22 protein-coding genes are annotated in these 23,354 nt (G+C 43.9%); 3 read left to right on the forward strand and 19 right to left on the reverse strand.

Annotated elements, in window-relative coordinates; translation table 11 throughout:
- Positions 1-115 precede the first annotated feature (115 nt).
- From CLOSYM_RS23240 to CLOSYM_RS19180, 12 genes are all read right to left on the reverse strand, one after another.
- A complete protein-coding gene (locus CLOSYM_RS23240; RefSeq protein ID WP_044902917.1) occupies positions 116-571 on the reverse strand; it encodes a hypothetical protein in 456 nt (151 codons plus the stop codon).
- Between the two features lie 128 nt (positions 572-699).
- Complete coding sequence (locus CLOSYM_RS23245) at positions 700-1,098, reverse strand: hypothetical protein (RefSeq protein ID WP_044902918.1); 399 nt, start codon at positions 1,096-1,098, stop codon at positions 700-702.
- 1 nt (position 1,099) lies between these two features.
- Positions 1,100-1,792, reverse strand: a complete 693-nt coding sequence (locus CLOSYM_RS19135) for an SGNH/GDSL hydrolase family protein (RefSeq protein WP_003499394.1) — start codon at positions 1,790-1,792, stop codon at positions 1,100-1,102.
- A 214-nt stretch (positions 1,793-2,006) separates the two neighbouring features.
- On the reverse strand, positions 2,007-2,525 hold the full coding sequence (locus CLOSYM_RS19140) for a hypothetical protein (RefSeq protein ID WP_021643426.1): 519 nt from the start codon (positions 2,523-2,525) through the stop codon (positions 2,007-2,009).
- Positions 2,526-2,670: 145 nt separating this feature from the next.
- Complete coding sequence (locus CLOSYM_RS19145; RefSeq protein ID WP_044902919.1) at positions 2,671-3,309, reverse strand: hypothetical protein; 639 nt, start codon at positions 3,307-3,309, stop codon at positions 2,671-2,673.
- Between the two features lie 488 nt (positions 3,310-3,797).
- Positions 3,798-4,208 (reverse strand): ester cyclase, encoded by a 411-nt coding sequence (locus tag CLOSYM_RS19150; protein ID WP_021643428.1) that lies wholly within the window; start codon positions 4,206-4,208, stop codon positions 3,798-3,800.
- A gap of 73 nt (positions 4,209-4,281) precedes the next feature.
- Entirely contained in the window at positions 4,282-4,719 is a 438-nt protein-coding gene (locus tag CLOSYM_RS19155; protein ID WP_044902920.1) for a GNAT family N-acetyltransferase, read from the reverse strand.
- 255 nt (positions 4,720-4,974) lie between these two features.
- The gene (locus tag CLOSYM_RS19160) at positions 4,975-5,325 is read right to left on the reverse strand and encodes a UPF0158 family protein (RefSeq protein ID WP_242828706.1); all 351 of its coding nucleotides are present in this window, start codon (positions 5,323-5,325) and stop codon (positions 4,975-4,977) included.
- 462 nt (positions 5,326-5,787) lie between these two features.
- Positions 5,788-6,294: a hypothetical protein gene (locus tag CLOSYM_RS19165; RefSeq protein WP_021643431.1), complete on the reverse strand. Its 507-nt coding sequence runs from the start codon at positions 6,292-6,294 to the stop codon at positions 5,788-5,790.
- Positions 6,295-6,366: 72 nt separating this feature from the next.
- A complete protein-coding gene (locus tag CLOSYM_RS19170) occupies positions 6,367-9,354 on the reverse strand; it encodes a DEAD/DEAH box helicase (RefSeq protein ID WP_021643432.1) in 2,988 nt (995 codons plus the stop codon).
- 296 nt (positions 9,355-9,650) lie between these two features.
- Positions 9,651-11,462, reverse strand: a complete 1,812-nt coding sequence (gene rlmD, locus CLOSYM_RS19175; RefSeq protein ID WP_021643433.1) for a 23S rRNA (uracil(1939)-C(5))-methyltransferase RlmD — start codon at positions 11,460-11,462, stop codon at positions 9,651-9,653.
- 161 nt (positions 11,463-11,623) lie between these two features.
- Complete coding sequence (locus tag CLOSYM_RS19180) at positions 11,624-12,931, reverse strand: MATE family efflux transporter (protein ID WP_242828707.1); 1,308 nt, start codon at positions 12,929-12,931, stop codon at positions 11,624-11,626.
- A gap of 389 nt (positions 12,932-13,320) precedes the next feature.
- Between CLOSYM_RS19180 and CLOSYM_RS19185 the strand changes: the two genes are divergently transcribed.
- The 3 genes from CLOSYM_RS19185 to CLOSYM_RS19195 all read left to right on the forward strand — a co-directional run bounded on the left by CLOSYM_RS19185 (position 13,321) and on the right by CLOSYM_RS19195 (position 16,189).
- A complete protein-coding gene (locus tag CLOSYM_RS19185) occupies positions 13,321-13,917 on the forward strand; it encodes a prolyl-tRNA synthetase associated domain-containing protein (RefSeq protein WP_021643435.1) in 597 nt (198 codons plus the stop codon).
- Positions 13,918-13,955: 38 nt separating this feature from the next.
- Entirely contained in the window at positions 13,956-14,858 is a 903-nt protein-coding gene (locus CLOSYM_RS19190; protein ID WP_021643436.1) for a radical SAM protein, read from the forward strand.
- A 77-nt stretch (positions 14,859-14,935) separates the two neighbouring features.
- Entirely contained in the window at positions 14,936-16,189 is a 1,254-nt protein-coding gene (locus CLOSYM_RS19195) for a coproporphyrinogen-III oxidase family protein (RefSeq protein ID WP_021643437.1), read from the forward strand.
- A gap of 286 nt (positions 16,190-16,475) precedes the next feature.
- Here the strand turns inward: CLOSYM_RS19195 and CLOSYM_RS19200 are convergent, their stop codons facing one another.
- The 7 genes from CLOSYM_RS19200 to dapF (CLOSYM_RS19230) all read right to left on the reverse strand — a co-directional run bounded on the left by CLOSYM_RS19200 (position 16,476) and on the right by dapF (CLOSYM_RS19230) (position 23,112).
- Positions 16,476-17,123: a cytidylate kinase-like family protein gene (locus CLOSYM_RS19200; RefSeq protein WP_021643439.1), complete on the reverse strand. Its 648-nt coding sequence runs from the start codon at positions 17,121-17,123 to the stop codon at positions 16,476-16,478.
- 101 nt (positions 17,124-17,224) lie between these two features.
- Entirely contained in the window at positions 17,225-18,289 is a 1,065-nt protein-coding gene (locus CLOSYM_RS19205) for a tartrate dehydrogenase (protein WP_021643440.1), read from the reverse strand.
- Positions 18,290-18,500: 211 nt separating this feature from the next.
- The gene (locus CLOSYM_RS19210; RefSeq protein WP_024738440.1) at positions 18,501-19,280 is read right to left on the reverse strand and encodes an N-acetylmuramoyl-L-alanine amidase; all 780 of its coding nucleotides are present in this window, start codon (positions 19,278-19,280) and stop codon (positions 18,501-18,503) included.
- 105 nt (positions 19,281-19,385) lie between these two features.
- Positions 19,386-20,195: a diaminopimelate epimerase gene (dapF, locus tag CLOSYM_RS19215; RefSeq protein ID WP_003499542.1), complete on the reverse strand. Its 810-nt coding sequence runs from the start codon at positions 20,193-20,195 to the stop codon at positions 19,386-19,388.
- Positions 20,196-20,210: 15 nt separating this feature from the next.
- On the reverse strand, positions 20,211-20,756 hold the full coding sequence (locus CLOSYM_RS19220; protein ID WP_021643443.1) for an ANTAR domain-containing response regulator: 546 nt from the start codon (positions 20,754-20,756) through the stop codon (positions 20,211-20,213).
- 41 nt (positions 20,757-20,797) lie between these two features.
- Positions 20,798-22,099: a glutamine synthetase family protein gene (locus tag CLOSYM_RS19225; protein ID WP_242828708.1), complete on the reverse strand. Its 1,302-nt coding sequence runs from the start codon at positions 22,097-22,099 to the stop codon at positions 20,798-20,800.
- Positions 22,100-22,239: 140 nt separating this feature from the next.
- Complete coding sequence (gene dapF, locus CLOSYM_RS19230) at positions 22,240-23,112, reverse strand: diaminopimelate epimerase (RefSeq protein WP_003499549.1); 873 nt, start codon at positions 23,110-23,112, stop codon at positions 22,240-22,242.
- Positions 23,113-23,354: the final 242 nt, after the last annotated feature.

The raw sequence follows: 23,354 nt of genomic DNA on the forward strand, positions 1-23,354 counted from the left end.
ATTTCCATTAACCGAATTTAACTTTACGCTATTCCAAATATTTCCGCCCAGATTGGACACTTACGTTACGGTTCACAGTCCTGACAAAAAGAGCAGTTCTGTGACCAGTAACAAATTAATCAACAATTTCTTCCACAAATTCCCAGGTCTTGCCCTGATCCGTTGACTGATACAATCCCTTGCTGCCCCCATGATAATCGCCATCAGCCCCCTGCCCGATAAGCATTTTCAGTGTTCCATCCTCCTCATACGGCATCGATGGAAAATCAAAGGGTTCATCCGGGTTGGGCTTTTCCTCCATGACGGAATACGGCAGTTCAACACGCGTTGTAGTCCTTCCGCCATCCTCTGTCCGGTAAAGTTCCGCCTCATCCCCTCCGTTATGAGAAAGAGCCATGAATCCAAGGTTTGAATTTATAAATGTGATGCCGGCCGCACCGCCGCCCTGACCAAGAAACGGATCTTCGTTTATGACTTCTGTCTGCCGCTCTGGTCCCCCCCTGATCGTCCATAAAGATGATTCCCTCCGAATTATCTCCCCATTTTCGCATCCCATAGTACAGAATACCATATTCCTTTTCCGTCCAGATGCTGACCGTTTCCCTGATCGGCACGTGACTTAATATTGTGATCATTGGTTTTAAGAGCTTGTCCTCATCCCTGGCACCTGACACTTCATTATCCAGATAGACCGTTATTTCATTTTCTGATTTTTCCCGGTCGTAGCTTATGAGATAGATATAATTCCTCCGGAAGCTCCAATTTTTCGCCGAGATCATCAAAAAGGCCCTGTATTCCATCTGAATAAATATTATCATGTACCAGCTCTACGCTTCTTTTATGTTTCGCTTCATCAATATACCAGGATAACCTGCCTTCATAAGCCTGGGCGCTTCTGTAAATCAGCGGACCATAATATAAAGTGATCACAGCAAAACCCATAAATGAAATCCACATGAGCTTTTTTCCAAATGGCTTTCGATTCTCAATTGCACCGTCCTCTGCCTGCGGTTCCCTCTCAGCTTTCGTCGCCCTGAATACCGCTGCAAAAAATACCGCCGCAAAAAGCATTCTACGCAGCTGATTACAATAAGCCAATTCACAGGATTTCCTTTATCGTCCGGTTGATGCGTCTGCATTTTTCTTCCTCTAATCTGCACCCGATGGATTCTTTGTCTTCAATGACTCTCGGTTTCTCAAAATCCAGAACCATCCCTTTTGTAAAATCCAATGCCATATCATCCAGCTTTGACACATCTCCCTTTGCGATAACTGCAAAAAACGTGGCTGCAATCAGATAATCGCCGTAAACGGATGCGTGTTGTCCATCCCTATAATATAACTCAATGTCCGGATAACGCTCTCTGATTTTCGCCCAGATACGGCCTATCGGCGCCAGTAATGTGCCTGTCTCATTTGCCAGTTTTGTGTAGGTATCAATCATGTTCCGCTGATTTTCCGGCTTCTCTTTTTCTGCCCAGGTCATATACAGCACCGGCGCCGTTCCCACGGATTTACACAGCTTTATTAATCTCTCTGCATGAGGTATCGTCTCTTCCTCCGGCGGAAAAGGATGTGCAGCCTGTTGAATGACACAATAATCGTAATTCCCATATAAAAGATTGAAACGAACGGAGAAATACTCCTTTTCATGCCACGCCAGCGTTCTGCCGGAATAGGCAATCATCGTTACATCTGTCTCTGCCTCTCCGGCCTTTCTGCACATGTCCGAAAACAAATGCGGCATATCATTAAAATACGTATGGCTATTGCCGATAAACAGCACCTTCACTCAACATCCTCCTGTCTATTCATTCTCGTTTGGGCTATCCGTTCCGTCAGGACTTCCATAATCAGGACTTCCTCAATCAGGACTTCCTAAAATAAATAGGGCGCAGCAGCATAGCCAGGATAGCCATAGATTCTATGCTGCGTTCATGCTTCGGATTTCAAGCAAATCTCCTTCATGGCCGGCTGCATATAGCGGATGCCGTAAGAACAGGACATTAAAGCACAACGTTCACTTTTCGCTTTTTATCGGGATAAAAGGCAAGAAACAACTTGATGTATTCCGGTATTCCTGCAAGGTCGGGAGAGAAGAACCAAAAGGCAAAACCATCACAAAGTTCGTATTGTTGATTGTGAATCGTATAGCTTTTTCTATGGCTGCATGTACCGTCCTCTTTCATATTATGACAATGCTTACAAGCTCCATAATTACCGGTAAATGCATGCTGAATATAGTCTGGGGCCTGTTCAATAGCCTGTTTCTGACTATTTACATTGCTGAAATACATACGGAGAATCAAGTCATTATCCCGTAAATAAATTCGGGCATACGATTTTTTGCTTTTCACTCCGGCTTTTGTGTAAATAATCATATTCTTTCCCCAGCAATATCCCTCTCCTATTGTTCGGTTACAAGTATACCCCAGCTTCTGCATTTCCGAATCAAACGCCACTATAAACTGCTTGTCCTTATCATTTACAAAATCGTATTCTTTACTCTTTAATAAATCATTCATCAATCTTCTCCCCGTCTATTAAACATTATGTTACCAGAAGAACCTGATACAAATTCAGCATCAATCTTTCGGATTACCTCCATTAGAAATACCTGAACCAATCTATTTATCAAAAAGCTTTTAAATAACCGGACATAATAAAACGCTAACAAATCAAATTAATATATAACCTTAAAAACTCTATAAACAGCTCCAGGTTCTCGTTACCCGCTTCAAATGTAATAGTTTGCGTTCCTTGGAGCGAACCTCTCACATCAACAATAATTTTCTGCTCATCTCTGTCAAATTCCGGTATGCAATAAAATTGGCTTTCATCATCGATTAATTCACACTCTTTTTTGGTTTCAAATAAATATTTATCCGTATAACTTATAAATAATAAAATTACATCAGCAAAGTCCTGGACCTCATCAATCCCAGGACAATAAAAATCATGCTCCATTGTATTCCTGACTTTATTTATTTTTCTCAATATCCTGGGTGCAATTATCCCTAACCGGTTTAACAGATCAATCTTATTTGGTATTGCCATCTTTTTCTTATCAGTATAAGCTTTTAAACAGTATCCATATAAAAGAGATTCTATTTGACAATCCAACGCTCTTTTAGCATTAGATAATGCATTAATTAAATTCCGCTTATCTTCTCCCTTTAAATCCTCCTCCATAAATTCGAGATATTCATGTGGCGTAACATCAAATTTTAATTCTACATCTTCGTAACAGCAGGAACCCCAATATAAACTCTCTCTGCTTAACATTTGATTGATATAAACTAAATCCAAACTCCTACCTCCGGAAATTCAAATAATTTGAAATCTATTTATTTTCTCTCACAAAACGGCAAGGATTCCCGTATGCTATCATATCACATTATATCTATTAGAGCATCGTTATCTGTCAGAGTCATCCACGCCGGCGCTATGTTTTCCCCTTAAAATTTGTCCCGTATTTCCTTTTTTGATGTCCGCCTCTCATAATAACCGGAAGTTTTTTAACAATACTGAGGTATTATATAACCTATTTTTTCTAAATCTCTATTCCGGCGATAATTAAAGGGGCTGGGGCTTTCATATATATCTTAGCACTAATTATTAAATAAAGACACACGCTTTTGATACATTTATATTTTATTTCCTATCATCCTGCGCAATCGTATCTCCATTCCCAAACACATAGATGGCCCCGGCTTTCGGACACACAAAAAGCACCAGCCGTTCTCTGACTCGTGCTTTAATAGAGGCTTATCATTAAAAATACAGTAGATTAGATACTACACCGGCCTGATTAAATTGTTTTCAAAAAAAGTGTCAAAAGTATTTGTTGCGCCTCCGTGTTCAACAATTTTTCCATCCACTACTTTATCAATATCAACCCCTGTAATAGTGAGTTTCTTATTCGTTGGTTTGATACCAATAAACGCTCCCTTATGAGTCCCCTGCATAATAAATTCAGAGATAACATAATCGCCATCTGAATACTGCTTAATAATGTTCATTGTGTAGTCCGGATAAGTCTTTTTTACATCGGCTAAATGCTGTCTCATACCGGCTAATCCAAGCGGTACCATTTTTTCTCCAACTTTCAGTACGCAATCATCCGAAATATATTGGGAAAGCTCATCCAGTAAATTATTTGAAACAATTACCTCATAAAAATATTTTACAAGCTTTTTCTTCTCCATAATACTCACCTTTTAAACTGTGCTTTGGGTATCATTCAAGCAGCTCCAATGCTCACAGATTTTCCCCTTCACTTTAATGTAAAATCCTAAGAACCATCTTCTGGCAGGGATACTCAAATACAGTCAATTTTTCATCATCTGCAAATCCACAAGCATGATAACATGCCCTGGCAGGTGTCCCTTTTGGGTCGCCGTCTTGGAATGTAACGACGGAAATAATATCTCCCACAGTAAACCACTCCGTCATTTTCTCAATCAATCTTTTAGCAACACCTTTCTTTCGATACTCAGGATGTACGGCAAGAAAAGACAATTCTTTTTCTCCCCTTGAACACATAAGCATTCCTGCAATTCTACCATCTTTTTCATCCATAATTGCTTCATCATTGCTGATGGCACTATATACTGCTTCTAAAAATTCCTTTTCTTTATACCCGGCAAAATCATCTTTTACCAGTTCCATCATGGATAGTATTTGACCTTCATCGTTCTTTGTTACATACCTTATCATGATCTTTCCTGCTTTCCATATCATAAATAAAACATTGCCCCGGAATCCACATAGTCCAATTTACGATAAATATGCCGTGCCGCTTTTTTCGACAAGGAAGATGTCATAATTAAGTTTAAACAGCATATTCATAAACACGGCGTTTAACCCAGAACAGATTTCACCGAAGCCAACCTATTTTCACATGCTCTCCTCTGTATATTCTAAACCATTCTCCTGGCACCACTCAATCGCCAGTTCCCTGTAATATTTCGTCTAAAAATTATACCACTGCTGTGTAATCCCCATTCTATCAATCATATCGTCAAATCTCCTGAACGCGCCCCGCCCCCGTATGGCATAGCCCAATTCTTCCGCCTTTTTACCTTTTAAAGTCCAGATAAATTCTTCCATGATATGATATTCGTGAATTTCAAATTTTGTCGGAAGCCTTAAATAACGTCCCAAGTTTTCTTCAATTTCATGATCCAGTCCCTTATTATCCAGACCAGTAACCAGTTCATCTACAAGGAATACACTTTCTCCTGTTTCCAGATCCAAAAAATATGTGTAATTATCATCTGCCATTTCGATCGCTTCCAAAATTACATTTAAATTTACTTTCATCGCTAAACATCCTGTCTTTTGTGAATTAACCATTAAATTTAAGACTAATAAAATGTGGCTGCTCAGCTTTTTAAATCACAGTTTATTTCAATAAGTATAACATAATGAGAAGAAAGATTCAGTAATTTTTCACTTTCATCGTGAAGTCCTATAATGAATTTTAAGTTCTATCCCCTTTCCCCTATCTTTGGAAACTTATCCAACTCACCTCATGTTAAAACACAACTCCATTTGCTCCAAATAATTCCGCTTTCCCGTATAGAATTAAGGTTTCCGCACGAGAAACACGGCGGTTTCAATATGCGGTGAAAGTTTTCTTTTATACTACATGGCAAAAGATTTCGTTCAAAAAATTCCCGACTTTTGCCAGAGGGTTGCTTTTTACCGATTTACCCCTTTTTGCAGTATTTCACCCCTTTTCAGAGTGCTTACCATACCTATACTCATTGGCAAAACTTCCGTTTATTTCGTTTCGCCAGTGAATATATCTTTAATCCATTTGGGTACCGTAGAGACTTTTTTCCCGACAAGAAGCATTTTCACAATTTCATCTGTGTCCTCTTTTCTCCAGAACCTGTCCCGGATATAGCAGTCATGGCTGCAGAACTTTTGCGTCTTGGACGAACTTTCAAATTTCTTTCCGCAAAACATACGCTCATACTTGTAAAGCGATAAATGATTCTTCGACCACGCTCTTCTGCATTCCTCCGAACAGTAAATTCTCCTTCGTCCGGTAGTCTGCTTCTCAATTGGTTTGCCACAATACCTACATACACTGTCAGCAGAATCTTCCTCCATCTGCTTACCTTCCTCAGCTTGCAGGTGCTTCTTAGCGTAGCCGTCCAGACCGTTTACTTTGCAGTAATTTCTTACCCTGTCTCTTGAAAGGTCTAAAACATTTGCAATTTTCCGGTAGCCTAATCCTACATTCCTAAGACGCACAATCGTCTGCTTCTGTTCCTCTGTCATTTGACATCAACTCCTTAACAAATTTGGTAGTTCAGTAATTGCTCTAAATTACAAATTTGTCAAGAAATATTTTTACTGGCTGCAAATCATCTGTAATGTTATTCCATATGTATCCAACAGATATGCCTGTGTTCCACATAAAATCTGATGCATGTCCTCAGTAATTGCCGATGCTGACACTCCCGGTTGAACAATAAAAATATCTAATTTTGCTGGAAGAAATCTCAATTTATTCCTTATGGTTGAGAGCTTTTTTAAATCACCTTTTTCAAACCTACTAACACCGTTCAACTTCATCCGTCTGCTTTCTCTATATTTCATTCTTTCAATAACTTCACAGATATTTTGCTTCCATAAGACAGACTTTTCTGCCTGTCCACATACTTCATATAAATCAGCAACTCTGCTACCCGGCTTTGCTCCATGAGCAAATTTACAATGGTAAAATTCAAAATGAATCTCTTTATCCTTTTCTTTTATCGCTACAATATCTGCAATTTCTCCTGCGTTATCATCATCAAATACTACTTCATAACTTTGGTCACTAAGCAATTTATGAATTGTAAAATATTGTATAGAATCTTTCTCCTTCGTATTTCCTTGGGATTCTTTACTTATATCCACTTTATCCCATGTCCATTTAATCAATTGCTCCTCCGAAAATTTGAAATTAGTACTATTTTCCAGGGTTACATAAAGATTTCCCTGCAACGATGATTGATCAACAAACTTGATTTCTGGCGGATTTTCTTTAAAAAAGTCTACTAAACTATATACCCTATTCCTCATACGTAATTCAAGGTATGTACCGCTAATCTTAGAAATAGACCACCCTTCATTATTAATGATAAATTCAAATTCTGCTCTACACTCCTCATTTTGCACAAAAAATTTCAAATTCTCAGTATCTTCTACTTCTATAAGACCAATTTCCATTTCATATATCGGTATGGATGTATATGGTGTTTCCAAATATACACCTTTTTCATTGCACATATCCAAATCATTCGGCCAATCTATTCTATATGCTTTCTCTTTTGGTCTCTCTTTAATAATCACTGGCATTAAAACCCCTTTTAATATATCCACAGTATGAATATCTGGATTAATAACTTTCTCATAATTTAAATTACACCATTCTTTCCAATTATCGATAGTTTCAACCAGTCTTCCCCAAATGGTTCCTTTATATGAACATCCGATACTAGTTTTACCTTCCCCATTGTATCCCATACCAAAGATATTTGATTTATAACAATTTCCTTTCTGAGATTCCGATATTGCCTCTGCAATATCAATACCTGTAAACATTTTATATCGTATTGGCCCATCAATGGCTGAATTTAACCCTAGGTTTGCCACCATAAGACGGTTAATCCCATGTAAACATTTGAATATATTTTCACCTGAAATTCTTTGAACTTCGGTAAATAAAGTTTCAGCAAATTTATTGAAAATTGCTTTATTCGTCGAATTCAGAAAAACTACTTGCTTTTCTTTGTTCCAATATGCCATATGTAGGTTCCAGTTCAAATTACTAATTTCTCTATAATTTGCCCAATCTATCTTACTCACTTCTGGTTCAATAACAATAAATATATTCTCTTCCTCATTAATATAATACTTGCATACATCTTCATCAAACAACTGTGTCCAATTTTCCCAATTCCATTCTTTAGCGTCTGTTTTATATGCTACCATACTAAGTGCTGGTCGTAATTGCTTTATATTTATAGATTCTATTCCACTTCCTTTAAATCCGTTCGCTAATTTTTGTAATGAAATTTCTTTACCAATTACTCCTTCTGACAATTCACTTAATAAACTATTCCAATCCGAATCTTGAGAATACAATTCAGCTAATGCATCTTGAATATCCTCATTAGCCAAGTTAGTAATAATTGTTGCATCTCCTAATCCAGCTTTACTACGTGCAAAACGTCCGATAAACTGCAGGGTAATCGGTAAAGATTTATATCTGTCATGTATTGCTGCAATCTTAAGATTAGGTATATCTATGCCTTCTCCAAACATATCAACACACACCACTATTTGTGACTTTCCTGTCTTTAAAGCTTCCATATTAGATTTCTTTTCTGTTGCAGTCATCTCACTAATTATGAGTACAGGATTGTACTGCGTAAAATAATTGGCATAAATATTCTCGTATAACTGCTTTGCTCTTTGCATCGACTTGGCTCGAACTAAAATAATATGATTGAATTCCTTTCCCAAATCTGATTTTAATTGCCGTACCGCAGCTAAAGCAATAGAGTAGTCTCCTTTTTCTTCATCATACTCAACAATAGGTTTAAAATTAATCTTTTGAAAATATCTCTGTTCCTGTGCCATAGACAATGGAAAATTATATATTATATCACCATCTAACTTTTTACCATCATTCCTAAAAGGCGTGGCTGTAAACTGCAATATTCTCTTATCTCTAAAGAAACTTTTAATCTGATTCCATCTGTTTGCCTCAATGTGATGTGCTTCATCTACGATAAGAATATCACACTTACAACTCAGTATATTCATATATTCTACATCAAATCTACTTACTAACCTTGCAGTGGATACAATGATATTTGCAGAATCTAGCATTTCTTCTAAATCATCTTTTGACTTAGGTTGCGATTTCAAACATAATACATTCGGATATTTTGCTTTCTGCTCAATCACCCCAATATCCTTCAAAATTCCCCATTTAACACAATTTTCTACAGTCTGCGTTCTCAATAGATCAGTGGGCACCAGTATAAATACCCTTTTACATTGTTCTGCAACAATAGTAGTCATCATAGTTTCTGTTTTTCCTGTACCCGTTGGCATAACTACTGTAGCCGCTTCTTTGCTAACAATCCAATGTGCACGAATAGCAAACACTGCACCCAATTGTGCTTGCCTCAAACCTTTTACATTTTTCGAACTATTTTCTGTCACATAATTTACTTTATTATCCCATGATTTTCTTATTTGCTGACAACTATATATTTTCCCTTTTTCATTCTCGTAGCACCGTAAATAATTTTTTCCAAATAATTTCTTAACAATCGCCATATTACCATTCTCCTCTACGCACACACTGCTCTGTCACCACCCAATACCTTCTATCAATATTTTATCATGTTCTTCTCTCTTTTTCCATCGGAACCTCCGTGCCCCGGAGTATCCCTTTTGCTAAAAAGTATGGGTTTTGCTAAAGTGTACAAACTCTCCGGCAAACCCCATATTAAACCACATATTAAACTCACACGGCGTTACCCCATCCCCACTTCCACGGTAACTTATTCATATCTATTTTCATAAAAACACAACTTCATTACCACCAAATAATCCCGCAAACCCGCCTAGAATCAAGGTTCCCGCACGAGAAGCGTGACGGTCTCCACATGCCCAGTCCCCCCAAACATATCCACCGGCCAAGCCTCCACAGCCCGGTACCCCTTCCCCATAAACCACCGAAGATCTCTAACAAGTGTTTCCGGCCCGCAGGAGACATAGATTACACGTTCCGGACCCATCTTGGCGACCGCGTCAATGAATTCCTTCGTACTTCCGCTTCTGGGGGGATCCATCAAAATGACGTCCACCTTTTCGCCCTTTTCCGCCATATTTACGATAAACCGTCCGGCGTCATTGCAGTAGAACTGGATATTCTTCACATCATTCATTTTTGCATTCTGTACTGCGTCACGGACTGCATCAGGGTTCAATTCCACCCCAATCACCTCTCCGGCCTTCCTGCTTGCAATCAGGCCAATGGTACCGATACCGCAATATGTATCTAAAACCTTCTCTTTTCCGGTCAGTCCAGCCAGTTGCAGGGCCTTATTGTAGAGAAGCTCCGTCTGCGCAGAATTCACCTGGTAAAACGACTTCGAAGAAATCCTGAACCGGAGTCCGCACAGCACATCCTCAATGTAGCCTCTGCCATAAAGCACGTGCTCTTTATCGCCCAGCACCATGCTTGTACTTCTATTGTTAATATTCTGAACAATCGTCGTAATCTCAGGATGCTTCTCTCTGAGAGCCTTCACGAAATTATTTTTCGACGGAAATACCGGCGAAGCCGTCACCAGTACCACCATAATTTCCCCTGTGGCAAATCCGCGTCTGACAAGAACATGCCTCAAAAAGCCATATCCTGTATCCTCATCAAATGTCCGGATCTTGAATGATTTCAGCATCCCTCTGATAGTCCCGATAATCTCATCTGCCTTCTCATCCTCAATCAGGCATTTCTCAACCGGGACAAGAATATGCGTTCCTTCTTTGTAAACGCCGGAGAGCGGATTTCCCTTTCTGTCATGCCCAAATACGGCATGTACCTTATTCCGGTAATGCAGAGGCTCCTTCATCCCAATAATTGGCTTCACCGGACAGATTCCTTTTAAGAGTTCCTCCATCCGCTTCTGTTTTTCAGCGAGCTGCTGTTTGTAAGGAAGGTGCAGAAGCTGACATCCGCCGCACTGTTCATAAACAGGACAGGGCGAGTTCCTTTTCCTGCTGCCGTTCCCGGTATTTTTTACACTTTCCTCATTCTTTCCGTCTGCTCTTTTATTCCCGAAGCGGTCTCTGCCGGAAAAATCCTTACTGTTTTTTCCACGAAAAGCTTCCTTCACCTGCTTTTGAGAGAAGTCACTCTCCCCCGCTCCGCTTTTACTGCTGCCTGCTCTGCCCTTCCTCTTATCTGTTCCATTTTCCCATTTATCGGCTCCACGCTTCTTATACGCTCCAAGGCTCCCTATGCCTGTCCCACTCTTCCTTTTATCCGTTCCGCTGTTCCCGGCATCCGCCCTGTTTTTTCTCATTTCCACTTCATTCTTCCCGGTGTCCACGCCACTCTTCCTCGTATTCGCTCCGTTCTTCCCCATATTCACACCGCTCTTTCTCGTATCCGCCCCATTCCCCTTATCAACGCGGCTCTTCCCTATTTCCGCCCTGCCTTTTCTCGTATTCACTCCGCTCTTCCTCTTTTCCGCCCCGCTCTTTCTCTCTTCCGCTCCGCTCTTCCTCTTTTCCACGCCGCTCTTTCCCATTTCCGCCCCGCTCTTCCTCTTTTCCACGCTGCTCTTCCTCTTTTCCGCCCCGCTTTTTCTCTCATCCACGCCGCTCTTCCTCTTTTCCGCCTCATACTTCCCAAAACCATTCCCACTTTTCTCCATTCCAGCCTCCCTTTTCAATCTCTTCCATTTACATCCATATATTCTCAGAAAATTCAAGCTTGTATCTCATGTTATCCACATTTATCGCCCATTTCATCCACATTTCCACAACTCGTCATCTAAATCCCAGCCAATCATCCACAATTGCTAATTTATCCGGCTCAATCATCCACACTTCTGAACACTTTTTTCCACCGTTCTTTTTTAAAATGCACGGCAAATATCAATCCTCTGAGACATTCGTCTATTGCCATAGCCACCCAGACGCCCTCCAGGCCCCAGCCAAATATGATTCCGAATACCCATGCCCCGACAAAGGCAACTCCCCATTGAAAACTTACGCCGACTACTGTCGGTGTGACCGCATCTCCGACGGCGATCAGACATTTCGTCATTACTATATTGACGGCTCGTCCTATTTCCAGAAAAATTTCAATAAACAGAATCCTACGCCCCAGTGCAATGATCTCCGGATCATCCGTGAATATCAGAAAGATATAATTGCTGCCCAAGAACAGCAGAACCGCCAGGCCCACACAGGCCGCCAGAGCCACCTTCTGCGTCGCATTCACTCTTTTCTGGATTAAATCAATTTTCTTCGCCCCTATCAGATATCCCAATACAATCTGGGTTGCCGAAGCAATCGCCATCGCATAAACATAGGCAAGATTAGCGAATATACTGCAATACCCTTTTGTGACCGTCACCATCGTGCCGAAGGAATTGACAATTCCCAAAATGCACATCTGTGACATATTATAAGAGAAACTCTCCACACCGGAGGGAACCGCCAAAAGGCAGAGTTTTTTCATAATTTGAACCGGAAACGGCTTTAAAAACCGCAGTCCCAGCTTCACGTTAGTACGCTTCACAAACAGCAGAATCATCAGCCCCAGTCCCACCAGCTTACTGATATCCGTAGAAACAGCCGCACCTACTGCCCCAAGCCTCGGCATGCCGAACCAGCCGTTGATTAAAATTGCGTTTCCAATAATATTCATAACATTCATAACAATGGAAACTATCATGACTTCCTTCATCATCGCAAATGCCCTGATAATCGCGGAGAAGATTAGGTAAAGTCCCTGCACTGTGATACAAGCCCCGACGATAAGCAGATACAGCGAAGCTTCATCAAATATTTCCTCCGGCACACGAAGTGCTTTGTAAAGCGGCTTGTAACCTGCAAATACCAGAAGTGTGGACAGCAGGCTTACCACCGTGATCATAAGAATCGACACCATACAGGTTCTGGACGAATTTGCCTTATCCTCCGCCCCAAGATATTGTGATAAAATTACCGTAGATGCCGTAGATGCCATGCTGAGTACAATAATCACCAGATTCATAATCTGGTTCGCATTAACAATGGATGCCACCGACTGCTGGGAAACACGGCTGACCATCATCTGGTCAATATTTCCTACCAAAAGCTGTAAAAGCAGCTCAACGAATATTGGCAGTGACATAAAAAACAGATTCCTGTTCGTATTCATTTTATCTATATCAGTCTGATGTCTCATGGTTTTGCCCTATCTATCCTTATTTTATAATAGCTTCTTCTATTGATTTTCCTATTACTTCCTCAGTTAAATCTTATATATCTGCTATCAATCTATCGTAATATCCCAAACTTCGTTATTATAGTCGATATGCCCTGTCAAATCAATACAAACATTGATTAAAATATTGCTTTTTCGCCGTGGCTTGGTATAATAGGAGAACATATCCGTTTTTCCACGATTCAGCGCTAATTACAAGTGGACCCGTTACCGGATATATTACAAATACTGAATTTAAGTTACGGTATAACCATACAAACAATAGAAAACGTCAGCAGACTAAAAGGAGTAAGAATATGAATCCATCAGCCGCAGCCCATCAGGCTGTTTCACCGAACGAAATCTATATTGATCAGACACTGTACACCGGCCGACCGGATAATTTCACTCTCCGTCTGCCCAAAGAACAGCGTGTTTATACTCTCCTCGATTCACTGGGGCTTTCCTATACCAGGATTGATCACGACCCGACGGAGACAATCGAAAGCTGCCATGAGGTGGAACGGCTTCTGGACATCCGCATCTGCAAGAACCTGTTTCTCTGCAATGCCCAGAAAACCAGCTTTTACCTTCTGATGATGCCCGGTGACAAGAAATTCCGCACCGCAGTATTTTCCAAGAAAATGGGATGTTCCCGTCTTTCCTTTGCCGATGCCGCACATATGGAGGAGTATCTCGATATCACCCCGGGTTCTGTCAGCGTCCTCGGCCTGATGAATGATCCGGAAAACCATGTCCGCCTTGTCATTGACGAAGATATCCTGAAAGATGAATATATCGGCTGCCATCCCTGCATCAATACCTCCAGCCTGAAGATTATAAAAGACGATTTAATCGGCAGGATCCTTCCTGCCATTCACCATGAATACACTCCGGTCGAACTGGAGTGGTGAGAGCAGCTTAACAATTAACAGCGAAAGGCGGCCGCCCTATGAAATTATCGTCATTTTTCCACCTGGCCTGTTTCAGTATTAAAACAATTCTTTTGAGGCAGAAAAATCCGATTCTCGGAACTATTATTTTGACAGATAAATGCAATCTTTCCTGTAAGCACTGCTCTGTAAATAATATTACCGCCGTCCTCCATCCCTACCGCCAAATCAGGGCCGAGATGGAAAAGCTGTACGGTATGGGCATCCGTATCCTGTTTTTTTGCGGAGGTGAGACCTTCCTATGGAATGATGGTGATAAAACGATCCGTGATCTGGTCAGAGAGGCCAGAGAGATGGGTTTCCTCATTGTAAATACGGTGACGAACGGAACCTTTCCCCTGGATTTGCCTGAGGCGGATCTTATCCTGCTGAGTCTTGACGGGGATAAAGAAAAGCACAATGAGATTCGTGGAGACACCTATGATCGGATTATGGAAAATATAAGAAATGCCTCCTCCGATAATATCTGCTTCTATATGGCAATAAACCGGATTAACAGGCATACGGTCCGTGACGTATGTATCAAAGCCAGAGACACTGATAACGTGCGGGCCGTTTCTTTTAATTTCCACACCCCTTATCCCGATACCGCAGAGCTTGCCCTTTCCAGGGAAGAAAAAGCCGGCTGCTGTGATGCCATTGCCCTGATGAAAAAGCAGGGAGCTCCTGTTTTCAACTTGCTTAGCGCATTTCCGTATATCATAAACAACAGCTTTCCAACGCCCTGCCATCAATGTATTGTAATGGAAGGCGGGGAAATCAGCACCTGCGGCAGATGCATCCACAGTCCGGGCCTGTGTGAACAATGCGGCTATTTTTTCGTGGCGGAATATACCCTGCTGTTCAGCGGAAACATAAAGATCATAGCCGAACTTCTCTGTACCTATCTCAAATACATATAATGAATGCGGTGTACAAATCAACATTTTTTATAAGACAACAGACAAAATGCATGTAAGAGTCAGCGCCAGGAGGATTTATGGGATTTGTCACTACTCTCACACGGATGTGGTTCACCAGGACGCTCCGTCCGTTTACCTTTAAAAATGAATATGATTCCCGGTTGAATTACGGGGAATGCACGGGACTTGGACTTTACGTTCATCTGCCGTTTTGCAGCCAGCTTTGTTCCTTCTGCCCTTACTGCAAGGAGCTGTATTCGGCGGAAAAATGCAGCCTCTACATCGACGCTTTAATTAAAGAAATCCACCTGAGCGCAGGACGCCAAAAGGAAAAGAAGCCGGTCACCAGCCTCTATTTTGGCGGCGGAACGCCTGCACTTGCGGCCCCCCGTCTGAAAGAAATCATTGATGCTTTGCAGGAGCATTTTATCATTACTGAAGGCATCGGCCTCGAACTGCATCCGGACAATGTGACCAATGAGACGCTCCGGCTTTTGAAAGAAGCCGGCATCACTAAAATCAGCATCGGAATCCAGTCATTTCAGGACAAATATTTAAATATCCTGGGCCGCCGCGCGTTCGATTGTAAGCGCATGGCTGAGGCTTTGTCGAATTTTTCCTTTGAAACGGTCTCAATGGACTTTATATTTGCACTGCCCGGTCAGACATCAGAAGATTTGAAAAACGATATTGAAACTGCCTTTGCTAACGGAGCCAACCATATCGCAATCTATCCATTGATTGACTTCACCTTCACGGACAGCCGGATAAAGCCGCTGAAAAAGAAGGAAAAGAGAAAGCTTCTGGATGAAATCACCCTCTACTGTAAGGAGATGGGATACCGACGCGATTCCATCTGGACCTTCTCCAATTCCGGCACCGCCGGATATTCATCCATGACAAGAGATAATTTTCTTGGTTTTGGCTGCTCTGCCACAACACTTTTAAAGGACCAGTTTAAAATCAACACCTTTTCTGTGGCGGAATATCAAAAAAGGATTGAGGAGGGGAAACTTCCCACTTCTCTGACTCTGCGTTTTTCCGAAAGACAGCGTATGGTGTATTACTTATTCTGGACCGCCTACAGTACCAAAGTAAATTCAAAAGACTTTGAAGTGTTTTTCAACACGCCTCTCAAAAAAGCATACGGCCCCGAGCTTTGGCTTGCTAAAAAGCTGGGATTTGCCACCGAGGAGAACGGGGAATACCGGATGACGCTCAAAGGAGCTTTCTATTATCACTACTATGAAAACTTTTATACACTTTCCTATATCGATAAAATGTGGGGGATTCTGCGCAAGGAAGCCTTTCCTGAAGAAATCCATTTTTAATCTGCCTGACGGCAGGCCGTTTAAAAAGCCAGAAAGAATATCGCTCGCGGGATTCTCCGCCTGACGCGGGCCGCTGTGGCGACATGATTCCCAAGCGCCGCAGGCATTGGCTCACTTAACAGGAGTATTTTCCCGTTAAAAAAGGGCTGTAAAAAACCTCCCCAAAAGAAAAATCGCTGAGTTCGTGAGACTTCAGCGATTTTTTTGGTATCATTAATTATGCGGCCGGCCGATATTACCAATAAAAATCATACACCACATCAGTTGAAATTACCGCCCCTTTTCATCAATGAAAATCTTTCTCCAAATCATATCCCATCACGGTCAGATAATTCTTGATTACAGCTACAGCCCCATCCACGCCAATATGAGTGGTGTTGATTACCAGGTCATAATTGTCCAGCTCCTGCCAGTCACGTCCCGTGTAATATCTGTGATAATCGCGGCGTTCCCTGTCTATCCTCTTGATATTCTTCAATACCTCTTTCTCATCGTAAAGATCCTTTTCCCTGATTCTTGCCTCCCTCACTTCGATGTCTGCATACAAATAGACGCGGAGCAGTCCCTCCATTCCGTCCAGGACATAGTTGGCGCACCTTCCGATGATGACGCAGGATTCTTCCGCCGCCAGTTTCCGGATTACCTCCGACTGGAATCGGAACAGGTTGTCGGCGGAGATCAGATCCGAACCAAAGGAGGGAGCGCCTTTTTCCGGTGTCAGACTGCTGATAATCTTATACAGCAGCTTATTTCCCGCCTTCTCGTCTGCCAGGTGAAAATAGCTTTCCTTGATTCCGCTTTCATCTGAATTCATCCTCAGGATATTCTTGTCGTAAAAACCAAATCCCAGTTCTTCTGCCAGCCTTCTGCCGGTGTCGGCTCCGCCGCTGCCATATTGTCTTCCAATGGTGATAACTACTTTTTTCCCTGCCATAATAACGCCTCCCCTTCACATTGATCGACCTTTATTGTATCTACATTATAACACACTATCCCATTGTTTTCTATTTATTTTCCATAATATTCCTAATTCTGCTATCCGCAAAGCTTCGCAAGAACACGGTCCGCCGTCTGGCTTGTTGTAGCCGTGCCGCCGAGGTCGGGCGTCAGGACACTGCCCTCCTCTAAGACAGCCTCGATTGCGGACAGGACCCTGCTTCCCATATCCTCATGGCCGAAGAAATCCAGCATCTGGCTGGCCGACCAGATGGCCGCAAGAGGGTTGGCCTTCCCCTGCCCGGCGATATCCGGGGCAGAACCGTGAATCGGCTCAAACATCGATGGATATATCCTTTCCGGATTCAGGTTCGCACCGGCGGCAAGCCCCATTCCGCCTGCAATCGCCGCTCCCAAATCCGTCAGAATATCGCCGAACAGATTGGAGGTCACCACTATCTCAAACCGCCGTGGGTCTTTCACCATCAGCATGCTTGCGGCGTCAACCAGATAGGAGTGGGTTTCCACATCCGGGTATTCTCTGGAGACTTCCTCAAATATCTGATCCCAGAATACCATAGAGTAATTCAGCGCATTTGCCTTGCTGATACTGGTCAGGCTTTTCTTCCTCTTCCTTGCCAGCTCAAACGCATACCGGATGATTCTCTCACAGCCTGTCCTTGAGAAAACACCGTCCTGTATCACCACTTCGTTGGGCTTTCCTTTAAACAGCCAGCTTCCGCTTCCCGCATACTCCCCCTCGCTGTTTTCCCTGACAAAGAGCATGTCTATGTCTTCCCGCCGTACGTCTTTTAACGGGCAGGGTGCCCCCTTCAGAAGCGTGATCGGCCTCAGATTCACGTACTGGTCAAAGCTTTTCCTGATTGTCAGCAGCAAATCCCACAGGGAAATATGATCCGGCACGCCGGGATAGCCTACCGCACCAAGATAAATCGCGTCAAATTTCTCTAAGCGGCTGATCCCGTCCTCCTCCATCATTCTGCCATGTTTCAGGTAATACCCGCATCCCCAGGGAAACCAGGTAAATTCAAACCGGAAACCTCCGTCCAGCCGGGCTGCCTCCTCCAAAACGCGCACGCCTTCCCGAATCACTTCCGGGCCGACCCCATCTCCCGGAATCACCGCTATTTTATGTACATCCATCCTGTTTCTCCTCCCTCTTTACCGCGTTCTTCATTTACACTTATCATACTATACCTTCCGGTCGGGTTCAATTCCATTTATCAGTAACAATTCAGACAGCATAAGCTGTGTTACTGTTACATTGCTCTGTCTATTAGATAAAAAGAAGGGAAAGGGTTCCAAAGCCGGAACCGGTTCCCTTTTCCGAGCGGCAGTCTTTCCCTGCATGTTATCAGTAAACAGCCGGGCCGTGGACCAGAACTGTGGAAAAGCCGTTTCTTCGCAGCTCCTGTTCCATTTTCACCGCATTATCCATCTCTTTAAACGCTCCGACCCTGACCTTATATAACCCGTCTTCCAATACCAGATATGCCGGAAATCCTTCTGATTTCAATTCCTCAAGCTGCTGTTCAGCCAGAGAACGGATACGGTAGGCTCCTGTCTGGATCATGTAATAATAGTTCTCTTCCTGCTGTTTTACAACATCCAGTATCCCGGTTGCGATAGCTCCGGCTATTTCCTCAAACTGTGCGTCAAATTTGGCATTGTCCTCAGGATTATCAATAAATCCGGCCTCAACAAGCACTGCCGGCATCTGGGTTTTGCGAAGCACGACCAGTCCCGGCCTTTCAAATGTTCCCAGATCCGTAAAGCCGGTTCTGGCAAGTTCCCTGTTGATGGACTGCGCCAGCTCAGCTGCAAGTCCTTCTTCTTTATACACCAGCGTCATTGTCCCTGAGCCGGTGCCGGGTTCTGCGGCAGCATTGCGGTGAATGGAAACAAAGAAGTCGGCCTCGGCCTCATTGGCCATATCCGCCTTTTCATAGGGTGTATCATATACATCCGTAACCCTTGTAAAAATCACTTCCACTCCGTTGTTTTCCAATATATCACCAACAGCCAGCGCCAGCCGCAGATTGTCGTCCTTTTCCTGTCTTCCTTCGAAAACAGCTCCCGGATCGTATTCGCCGCCATGGCCTGCATCTATAACCACTCTCTGTCTTATATCCAAAAGAAAAACTCCTCTCACATACCTTTGTACTATTAAAGTATGTGAAAAGAGTTAAAAGGTTACTGCTCCTGCCGATGTTGGTAACAGTTCATACCGTCTGAACTGTTACTGATATTCTCCGTGGAAGACTTCAACCGCAGGCCCTGTCATATAGACGGTATCTTTCTCGCGGTCCCAGGCAATCGTGAGCGTGCCTCCCAGCAGCTCCACCTCCACTGTATCGTCCGTACAGCCGGCCAGTATGGCTGCCACTGCAACGGCACAGGCGCCTGTCCCGCAGGCCATGGTTTCACCTGAACCGCGCTCCCACACGCGCATCTTGACATGCCCGCGGTCAATTACTCTGATAAATTCCGTATTGGTTCTGTCCGGGAATCTCTCATGGTTCTCAAAGTCGGGACCAATCTTCTCCAGGTCAAGCGTCTCGATGGGCTCCTCAAATTCATCTTCAAACACTACCGCATGCGGATTCCCCATGGATATCCCGATAAACCGATAGCTCTTTCCCTTTATCTCCAACTCTTCGAACAGTTCCGAAGTCTGAACCGGTTTTCCCATATCCACGGTGACAGCCGTGACTTTCCCATTCTCCACCTTCATATCAAGATATTTAATCCCGGATGCCGTCTCCACGCTGATACGGGGCTTATCCACTATTTTGTGATCATAGGCATATTTTCCCACGCAGCGCACTCCGTTGCCGCACATTGCGCCTCTGGTGCCGTCCAGATTATACATATCCATCTGACAGTCGGCCACTTCAGACGGTTTGATAAGAATCAGGCCGTCTGAGCCAATCCCAAAGTGGCGGTCGCTGACGGCAATCGCCATGCTGCACGGATCCTCCACCTTTTCCTCAAAACAGTTCACATATACGTAATCATTGCCAATTCCCTGCATTTTCGTAAATTTCATCTTTTCCTCCCTGGGTCATTGATACAGTCTTAATACCATCCTTGCCGCCTCCGCAATCCCGGTGCCGCTGTCCATGCTGCACTTCTGCAAATACCTGTGGGCATCCGGTTCCGTCATGCTGTTTCGGCTGATCAGGACGGCTTTAGCCTGGGCAATGACCTTTGTGTCTTCCTCGCTTCTTTCCTGCGGCCGGCTTTTTCTCTGTCTGCGTTTCTCCGACTGCATCCGTTCAATCATGCGCACGCTGGAAATCAGGTCACATACCTTAAACGGGGCCGGGAGACATACAATCTCCCCCATATTTTCACCGCTCCATTTTGCCGGCGATGCAATCAGGAGCATATCGAACCCGGACGGAAGCTGACGGTAAAGCTGACGGCAGGTCATATCGCCAAACCGGAAACCGCCGACCACAATTCCGCTTCTCAAATCGTCCGCGTGAGCCAAAACCTGAGAACCGGAAGTGCAGGACGCCGTCACTTGAAGTCCATTCTTTATTAATATGTTTTTAATATTCCTTCCATCTTCCGGTCTGGAAAATGCCACTATGATATTGATCACACAGTTTCACCTCACTGTTTCATGCCACCCCCGTGCCCCTGTTAACAGCGGTAAAGATATTCTTTCATCTCCCAGTCGGTCACATGGGAACAGAAGCGGTCCCATTCCTCCTGCTTGCCATCTTTATACATCCTGCAAAGCTTTTCCCCGAATGAAGATTTTGCAAATGTATTATTGTCAAGCTCTCTCAGGACGACTCCCAGAGTCTCCGGAAATTCCGTCTTTCCATCGCGGGCCTCCGTCTGAAGCTTTTGTACGATTCCGTCGATTCCCGCCGCCGTAATAGCAGCCAATGCGAGATAGGGATTGGCAGCCGGATCCGGATAGAGCGCCGTAATGCGGCAGTTGCCTTCCTTATCCTCTGAAAATCGGACCACCTTGTCGGTTCCGTCTTCCCATGCCGCTGCCGGGAACTCCGGCTGGAAAATGCCTCTCTTTCCCGCTGCCAGACGCTTATATGAATTAATCAATGGGTTGGTAAAGATCATCATATCCCATAAATGTTTTAATATACCGGCCCTGAAATATCCGGCCGCCTCCCGGGCTGTCCTGCCTTCCTTATCCCTGAGGGTGATTCCGACATGCAGGCCGGAACCGTCGCTGTCCCTGTCCGGTTTTGGCAGGAAGGTTGCATGAAGGCCGTGACGTTTTGCGATTCTTTTTACCGCCGTTTTAAATGTCTGGAGGTAATCTGCCGCCTCTGTCCCGCACCTTGCCGGAATCAGGAAGCCGTGCTGACCCGGTGTAAGGCCGTGGTGGCTGCTTTCCGCCTCCATCCCCGCCTCCGCCAGGCTCAGCATGATATCGCGGCGAACGCTCTCCGCAAGATCAATGGGGCCTGCATCGTAATATCCGGCCACCTCATGCGTAATCGTTGTCGGCCTTCCCTCATCGTCCGAGTGGAATAGGTAAAATTCGCACTGAAAATCAAAATAAATCTGCAGCCCCAGCTTTTCAAGCCGGCTCACCGTCTCCTTCAGAAGTCCCCTGGTATCCGCCCACGACGGGTTTCCGTCAGGATCCATGACATCGCAGATGACTCCGGCCACGTTTTCCTGTCCTGAATCCCACGGCAGGATCTGATATGTTGTCATGTCGGGCTTTAAGTAAAGCTCCATATTCCCGGCCCTGTCCTTTAAAGTTTCAGAATCGGGTGCCGCTCCTTCGCATCTAAGGCCTCCCAGAGCATAACGGTTGATTGCATAGCCCTCTTTTATTGCCTTCTCTGCCTGCCCTCCGGTCATCTCCACCATCTTGAGCTGGCCAAATAAATCTGTAAACTGCAGTTTTAACAGATCCACTTCTTCCTCTGAAAAACATCCGTTTCTTCTCTCTTTTTCCATATCCATATCTCCTTAAGCGAAACAACAGCCTGCACGCTCCGCGCACAGGTCACCGCCTTCAATGCCAAAGGGAGCCGTACCGGCACCGGTTCAGCTCCCCGACCTGCTTAAACTATAGCAGTCTGTTTTTTTTCTGTCAATTATTTTTTTACCTGCATGGCGCGCAGTTTTTCCGTCATTTCATTTCCCAGGGTGATGGTTCCCACATGGCCGACCTCGCCCACCATATAGACCGTGCCGTCCTCTTTAATCTCCACCTCAAGGATTCCGCCAGGCATATGTACATACATGTTATTGTCCGCAAGCCCCAGCCTTAGGGCTGCACAGGCCGCCGCGCAGGCGCAGCTTCCTGAGGCCAGCGTATATCCTGCGCCTCTTTCATATATCTCAATCTGTATATTTGTTCTGTCCAGCACATTCAAAAGCTGCGTGTTCACCTTCTCCGGAAAGTAATCGGCATTTTCCGAATGTTCACCGATTCTGCATACCTGATCCTTGGATATCTCGCTCATCCAGATAACGCAGTGTGGATTTCCCAGGGAAAGACAGGTGGTTACATACGGTATCTTCCCGAACATCATGGTCTGGTTCACCATCTCACGGCGCTCCCCTGTCACCGGAATCTCATCACTCCAGAAAGAAGGCCGCCCCATGGATATCTTAACCCTTGTTCCCTCCTCATTGAGGTAAAAGACATTCTCCTCGCCGCTTATCGTCATCCAGGAAACACTGGTCTTCTGTACATACCCGGCATCCTTCAGATATTTTGCAAAAATACCCATTCCATTTCCGCTCTTAGGTACCTCGCTGCCGTCCGGATTTAAAATTTTAACATACATTTTCTCCTGATCCAGATATGGCCCCGCGAGAATCCCGTCCGATCCAACTCCAAAATTTCTGTCGCAGATCAGCCTGATATTCTCCTCATTCAGCTCCATCTCATTCTTATTCGGATCATATACAAGATAATCATTCCCCATACAGTGGTACTTCTCAAATGTAACCTTCTTCATCGGCGTATCCTCCCAACTTCAACGCTTGACAGCAGTTCATAGTCTGCTCTGCCGGCTGCCCTGCTGTTATGCCCTGCGGACATTAACAGACGCACTCCTCTTTATACCCATTATATACTGATATAAAATAAATTTCTATAAATATTGTGCTTCAAATCTTACAAATAATGCTATAATGGTAATAGTGCAGACGGGCGGCTGCTAAAGCATAATGGAGATTTAACTGAGGTTGGAGGACGCGT

It is taken from the genome of [Clostridium] symbiosum ATCC 14940 (assembly GCF_000466485.1).
Lineage (GTDB): Bacteria > Bacillota > Clostridia > Lachnospirales > Lachnospiraceae > Otoolea > Otoolea symbiosa.